The 5,678-nt window shown below is 34.6% G+C and carries 7 protein-coding genes and 1 pseudogene; 4 read left to right on the top strand and 4 right to left on the bottom strand.

All coding sequences use genetic code 11. The features are described from left to right. Positions 1-356: hypothetical protein (locus tag V7068_RS22270; protein WP_499714602.1), on the bottom strand; the 356-nt coding region annotated here is incomplete at its 3' end. Between the two features lie 210 nt (positions 357-566). Here V7068_RS22270 and V7068_RS22265 point away from each other — a divergent pair. After that, a complete protein-coding gene (locus V7068_RS22265; protein ID WP_499714601.1) occupies positions 567-1,136 on the top strand; it encodes an HPP family protein in 570 nt (189 codons plus the stop codon). Between the two features lie 340 nt (positions 1,137-1,476). Further along, a complete protein-coding gene (locus tag V7068_RS22260) occupies positions 1,477-2,367 on the top strand; it encodes a helix-turn-helix transcriptional regulator (protein WP_499714600.1) in 891 nt (296 codons plus the stop codon). Between the two features lie 76 nt (positions 2,368-2,443). Here the strand turns inward: V7068_RS22260 and V7068_RS22255 are convergent, their stop codons facing one another. Further along, the gene (locus tag V7068_RS22255; protein ID WP_499714599.1) at positions 2,444-3,415 is read right to left on the bottom strand and encodes a DMT family transporter; all 972 of its coding nucleotides are present in this window, start codon (positions 3,413-3,415) and stop codon (positions 2,444-2,446) included. A 121-nt stretch (positions 3,416-3,536) separates the two neighbouring features. Between V7068_RS22255 and V7068_RS22250 the strand changes: the two genes are divergently transcribed. Beyond that, positions 3,537-4,409, top strand: coding sequence for a LysR family transcriptional regulator (locus V7068_RS22250; RefSeq protein ID WP_499714598.1), 873 nt, complete (start codon positions 3,537-3,539; stop codon positions 4,407-4,409). A gap of 228 nt (positions 4,410-4,637) precedes the next feature. Here V7068_RS22250 and V7068_RS22245 read toward each other — a convergent pair. Further along, positions 4,638-4,718: pseudogene (locus tag V7068_RS22245) on the bottom strand (DJ-1/PfpI family protein); the annotation flags it as partial. Between the two features lie 44 nt (positions 4,719-4,762). Next, entirely contained in the window at positions 4,763-5,368 is a 606-nt protein-coding gene (locus V7068_RS22240; protein ID WP_499714597.1) for a TetR/AcrR family transcriptional regulator, read from the bottom strand. Positions 5,369-5,557: 189 nt separating this feature from the next. Here V7068_RS22240 and V7068_RS22235 point away from each other — a divergent pair. Beyond that, positions 5,558-5,678 (top strand): CoA-transferase (locus V7068_RS22235; protein WP_499714603.1); only part of this gene is annotated, 121 nt, incomplete at its 3' end.

Genomic DNA, 5,678 nt, shown 5'->3' with positions numbered 1-5,678 from the left:
TCTTGTTGTTCTTTTTTTGCTTCGTAAAGGAGTGGATAGAGACTCTTTTCGATATCTACATAATCTTTCGGGTACTGTTTTTCTACTTGTTTTTCGATAACGTCCCAATATTCATCAAGATTTTCACCCGAGCTTTGAATGTTCTTTTTATTAATGGTTGATTGTTGTAACTCTTCCAAAGCAGTTAAGACTTTTTCAATACCATCATTCAGGTCAGTAGATATGTTTTTATGGGTTTCTACTGCCTCTTCTTGTGAATGTTCTGTGGTTCGATTTTCACTTTCATTTGAACTACAACCTGCTACCGTCATCATGATAATGGTTGACGCACTTAAAAAATAACGAAACGTCCTCATATTATTCCTCCTATTTTTAATACATACCTATTTTATCCATTTCATTTATAGGTTAACCATATTGATTTAATTCATAACATATCTATAGGTTTTCTCTAGTTTAATCGCAAATTGATATTTAAATATGTTGATTTTTCATGTAAGATAATATTAAAAGTAAAATAATAGGGAATTTTCGATTGATTTGTCAGAAAGTACGGGGGGGAATAAATGCGTTTCGAAAAAAGTATTGAAAGGGATTTGGAGAAAAACAGCAATATTTTTGCTGAAGTTTTGACAACATATTTTAAGAAAATGAAAGGCGACGCAAAAAGGCAGGTCAAAATTGATTACATAGATTCGCTTGTTTCTGTTATAGGTGGATTTATTGCCATGATTGCAATTGGTTTTGTTGCCATTTATTTGGGGTATCCAATGGCGCTCGCTCCGCTTGGCGCAAGCTGTGTACTTATATTTTTAATGCATAAAGGTCCATTGTCGCAGCCGCGACAGGTAATTGGAGGCCATTTTTTCTCTACTACAGCAGCGCTTACTGTATGGAGTATAATAGGGCACAGTTTATTTACAATAGGATTTGTGGTAGTGATTGTGCTTATGATTATGCTTCTTACTGATACGTTCCATCCTCCAGCAGCAGCTAGTGCGCTTGTGGCTGTTAACTTTGAATTAGGCTGGGGTTTTCTGCTTGTTGTTATGATTGGGACGTTACTGTTAGTAGCGGTCTCTACCTTCTATAATAATCTCTTTCAAAAAAGACAATATCCACAGCACTGGTTATAGAAGGATGATAGTTTAATAGACAAGCTATATTAACTCTGTTCAATGTTGGCTCATTTTGTGTGAAACGTGGATTTCGCTAAAATGAGCCAACATTATTTTATTAACAATAATGTTTACCAAAGTCTTGTTCAATATCATTTATTCTTTACTTTTAGATATGTCCCCAAGTGTCTCCTTCGATTTACTAACTGTTTCATCTATAGATCTTGACTAAAGTTAAACGCTTCAAATGCCTCTTTTCCTACATTGTATCTTTTGATCAAGACCCAGCATTTTTCGCAATAAATATCAAAAAATAAATTCCATTTATCGGTATGATGGATGTAAGGAGGTTCGGGATATGCGTTATTTGCCAATCATCCAGAAGACGATAGAAAAGATTGAAATGAGCTTACATGAAGAGCTGTCTTTAGAAAATATTGCTTCGTTTGCGGGATTTTCTAAATATCATTTTCACCGTATCTTTCAAAAAGAAGTAGGTGTTACGGTTTCAGAGTATGTTCGATATAGGAGAATTACGAATGCAGCAGCTCTATTAATGTATACCGATGAGAAGATCTTAGATATTGCCTTTACTTATCGTTTTGAATCCCAAGAAGCGTTTACAAGAGCTTTTAAGAAAGTATATCAATTACCGCCGGGGCAATATCGAAGAATTATGTCCAAAATAACGTTACAAAGGGAGGAAAGAAATATGAGTCAGGAACAAAAAATTAAAGGCTGGTTGTTGAGCGGAAGTCACCCTTTTCATTATGAAATTGGAATTGATTATGGAGTGGTACATAAAGGAAAAGGATCTGGGTATTTAAAATCAGTGACTGTTGAATCTCCAAATGAATTTGGAACGTTGATGCAGGAGTTTAAAGCAGACCAGTATAAAAATAAACGACTGAAGCTATCGGGGTTTATTAAGACAAAAGGTTTGAGCGGGTTCTGTGGACTGTGGATGCGGGTTGATTCAGCGATGCAAGATGTGCTGGAGTTCGATAATATGAGTGACCGCCCCATTACAACAGATACAGAGTGGAATCATTATTCAATCGTTTTGGATGTTCCTGAAAACAGTGCTGTTATTTCCTTCGGCATATTGCTTAATGGACATGGACAGGTGTGGATTGATGAATTAAAATTTGAAGAAGTAGATAAAAGCGTGCCAACGACGAACCAGAGTGCAGCGCATGATCTTTTAGATGAACCAACTAATTTATCTTTTGAGGAAAGCCTAAACTAATATTCCGAAATAATACAAAACGCATTCTAAATTGAAAGGATAATTAGAATGCGTTTTTTCTTTTCGTAGTGTTTAGCTATTTCAATCTATATCTTGAATGATTCAAATTAATTGGTTTAATCGTTTTGCTTTGCTGCTTGCGTTGATAAAGATTGTTTTGTGTTAATGCATAAATAACAAGTGCTGTACCAAATACTTCATATAAACTAATAGGATGACCTTGTAACGTAACGACGACCAGAGTAGTCACTGGTACAAAGTTTATAAATAAGATACCGCTAACAGGAGAGAGAATTTTGATTCCTTTATTCCAAGCTAATAAAGCGATTAGACCTGGAAAGAGAATCATAAAAATCATGTCATAACGCACTTGGTAGATGACCTCTAGGCTAGGAACATCTACAATATGAAAGGCCGTTGCAATCAAAGTAATCAGGCCTGTCGTAATAGTTCCTAGTAAACAGGTTAAAGTAGAGTATCGTAAGGTAGACCAGCCTTTAACTGATTCGCCTCCCATAGAATAAATACACCAACCAATGACTGCAATAAGCATGAATAAAATCGGGAATAGATTCGTTGTTAATATAGAAGCAAACTCAGTACTTCCATTTGTCACGACAATAAAGGCGCCGATGAATGCGCAGGAAATTGTGATAAACTGATAGTTTTCGGGCTTGATTTTTTTATATATCCAAATAATTAGAATAGATAACATTGGCATTATCGATTCCATAATAGAGGCGACGACTACACCTGAACGCCCCATCATATGCTGTCCAAGAAAAATAAGAATGTTGTAAACGGTAAAACCCGCTACACCAAATAATAAGAGTGTGAAAAATTTCCCTTCAAATCGAAACGCTGTTTTTCCTTCCTTCATGAATAAAATAATGACTAATAAAAGCGTAACGGAACCATATCGAATTAACGTGAAAAATAAAGGGTCTATGTATGTCAATGCATGATCCGCTACCGGAAACATCGCTCCCCAAGATATACTGGCAATTAAACAGAGAATAATGCCTGCTAGTTGTGTGTTATTTTTCATCTTGCAACTCCTTCTAATTAATAATAGCTGTCTAACACATCTTATTCGAGGTATACTATTATGTAAAATGATTAAAAAAGATTAAAATCATCATTAAAAATGATAGTTAGAAGGTGTGTATATGGAAATCCGCGATTTGCAGATTTTTCAAGCTGTAGCTGAGCAGAATAGCATCAGTAAAGCAGCTGCGAATCTTAATTATGTACAGTCAAATGTGACGGCCAGAATTCAAATGTTAGAAAAAGAATTAGGAACAAAATTATTTCATCGCCATAAAAAAGGGATGGTTTTAACAGCAGAAGGGAAAAGACTACTAACACATTCCCAGAAAGTTTTAACAGAGTGGGCAGAAATAAAGAATTTATTTCTAGATTCAGAGAATCCTAGTGGAACTCTTACAATCGGTACTGTAGAAATCGTTAGTCAGCTTCCGTATATTTTATCTAGTTATTTTACGAAGTTTCCGAATGTCGATTTATCATTAAAAGCAGGTGTTACAGAAGAGCTTTTGACAGAAGTTCTCCATTATCAATTAGAGGGAGCTTTTATTACGGGACCTATCCAACATCATTTAGTGGAGCAGTATCCAGTATTTGAAGAAGAATTGACCTTGGTTACGAATAGTCCTCAATTTGAGAAAACTCAGCTGGTTAATCAAACTTTATTAGTATTAAACAAAGGTTGTGGATATCGGCTAAAATTAGAAAATTGGTTGAAAGCAGAAGGGGTTTCCCCAAGGAGAGTTATAGAATTTAGTACGCTGGATATGATTATTAAAAGCGTTACATTAGGTTTAGGTATTACGGCTGTTCCGAAGTCATACATTGAACAGCTCACAGATTATAAGAATTTATATTGTCATCAGATTCCGGAAGAATTTCAAACGATTGTTACTTTGTTTATCCGAAAAAAAGACACGTATATGACGAACTCGGTCAAACAGTTATTAAATATTATTCTAGAAAAAAAAGGAATTGCTAGTGAGCGGGAATAATAGAGTTAATAATGAATCGATAGGATTATGAGGCGAATGTGGACCGATTCTTCATTTTAAAAAAGAGGATGCCTAACAGTGTATATTTTCAGGCATCCTTTTCATGTTTAGCGTAATGCGTCAGCGAGACTTTCCCCCATCTGGACCATTACTTGTGATAATATCTTCATGCGCAACTACGTTTTAAACGACATATTCAGATTTGCTTGCTTGTAATTCCGTAATCATTTAATCAACAGGGTAGCAAGTTGCTTGTCTTCCTGCAAGTAAGCCTGTTTGAGCAACGGCAACGGAGCCTGCACAAATACCTGAAACAAGTACTTTTTGTTCATATGCTTGTTTTAAGAAGCTTGTTAGTTCTTCATTTTTAACCCCTCAATGATTGTTTTAGTAAGTGGCATGGACAAGGCTTCTAGACTTTGCTCAGATTCGTTAATCCCCCAGTGATAGATAATTCCCATAAGGCTTTGAGTAATCAGCGTGGCCATTTCATCTACGGATTGATTAGTACCAATAGAATCTTTTTCTTTTGCTTCTGTAAGTAATGCAAAAATAATTTGAAAGAGTGAGCGGTTTGAATTTAAAAAGTAAGTATGCTCTTTTGAATTTAATGCAGTACTATAAATGACTTTCATTAAATCTTTACCCATTTCTTGTTCTAAAAATCGCATTAATTTTTGTATGAAAATGAATAACTTTTCAAGAGGATCTATATCTTTTGGGAAAGAATGAAATACTTCAAGATAATAATCATCAACTTCTGTGAAGCGTACTAAAAATATATCCGATTTTGCTGAGAAGTGTTGATAAAAGGACCCTTTCGATGTGCCGCTTTTTTTCACAATTTCGTCGACCGTTACTTTATCAAATCCTTTTTCGCTAAAGAGTTTTAACGATGTTCTTAAAATTTTTTCCTGTGTTTTCTCTCCCCTACGTTGTTTTTTTCGTATTTCAGTCATATAAAAACCTCCGAATAATAGTTGACAAAATATTCCATTGGATAATAGAATTAGACTACAGTCTAGTTATCTTATACTTCATTTAACTTATATCTTAAATAATAACAAAAATTTCTTTTTGCTGTTTTTAGTTTTTTTAAAAGAGATAGCGCTTACATTGAATGAAGATTAAATACTGGAGGAGAAATTATGAATAAAATTATCAAATCTAGTGAAATAGGCAAGTGTTTTAAGAGTGGTGATCAAATTTTAGTTGGTGGTTTTGGCTTATCAGGAACCCCTTTAACTATTATTGACGAACTATTAAAAG

It is taken from the genome of Bacillus sp. JJ634 (genome assembly GCF_036962285.1).
GTDB classification, from domain to species: domain Bacteria; phylum Bacillota; class Bacilli; order Bacillales; family DSM-1321; genus Peribacillus; species Peribacillus asahii_A.
Note: the sequence above shows the minus strand (reverse complement) of the source record. Positions and strands in the feature narration are given on the sequence as shown.

Coding starts and splice junctions, on each gene's coding strand:
- V7068_RS22265 (WP_499714601.1), top strand. CDS start 567: ATGCGTTTCGAAAAAAGTATTGAAAGGGATTTGGAGAAAAACAGCAAT.
- V7068_RS22260 (WP_499714600.1), top strand. CDS start 1,477: ATGCGTTATTTGCCAATCATCCAGAAGACGATAGAAAAGATTGAAATG.
- V7068_RS22255 (WP_499714599.1), bottom strand. CDS start 3,415: ATGAAAAATAACACACAACTAGCAGGCATTATTCTCTGTTTAATTGCC.
- V7068_RS22250 (WP_499714598.1), top strand. CDS start 3,537: ATGGAAATCCGCGATTTGCAGATTTTTCAAGCTGTAGCTGAGCAGAAT.
- V7068_RS22240 (WP_499714597.1), bottom strand. CDS start 5,368: ATGACTGAAATACGAAAAAAACAACGTAGGGGAGAGAAAACACAGGAA.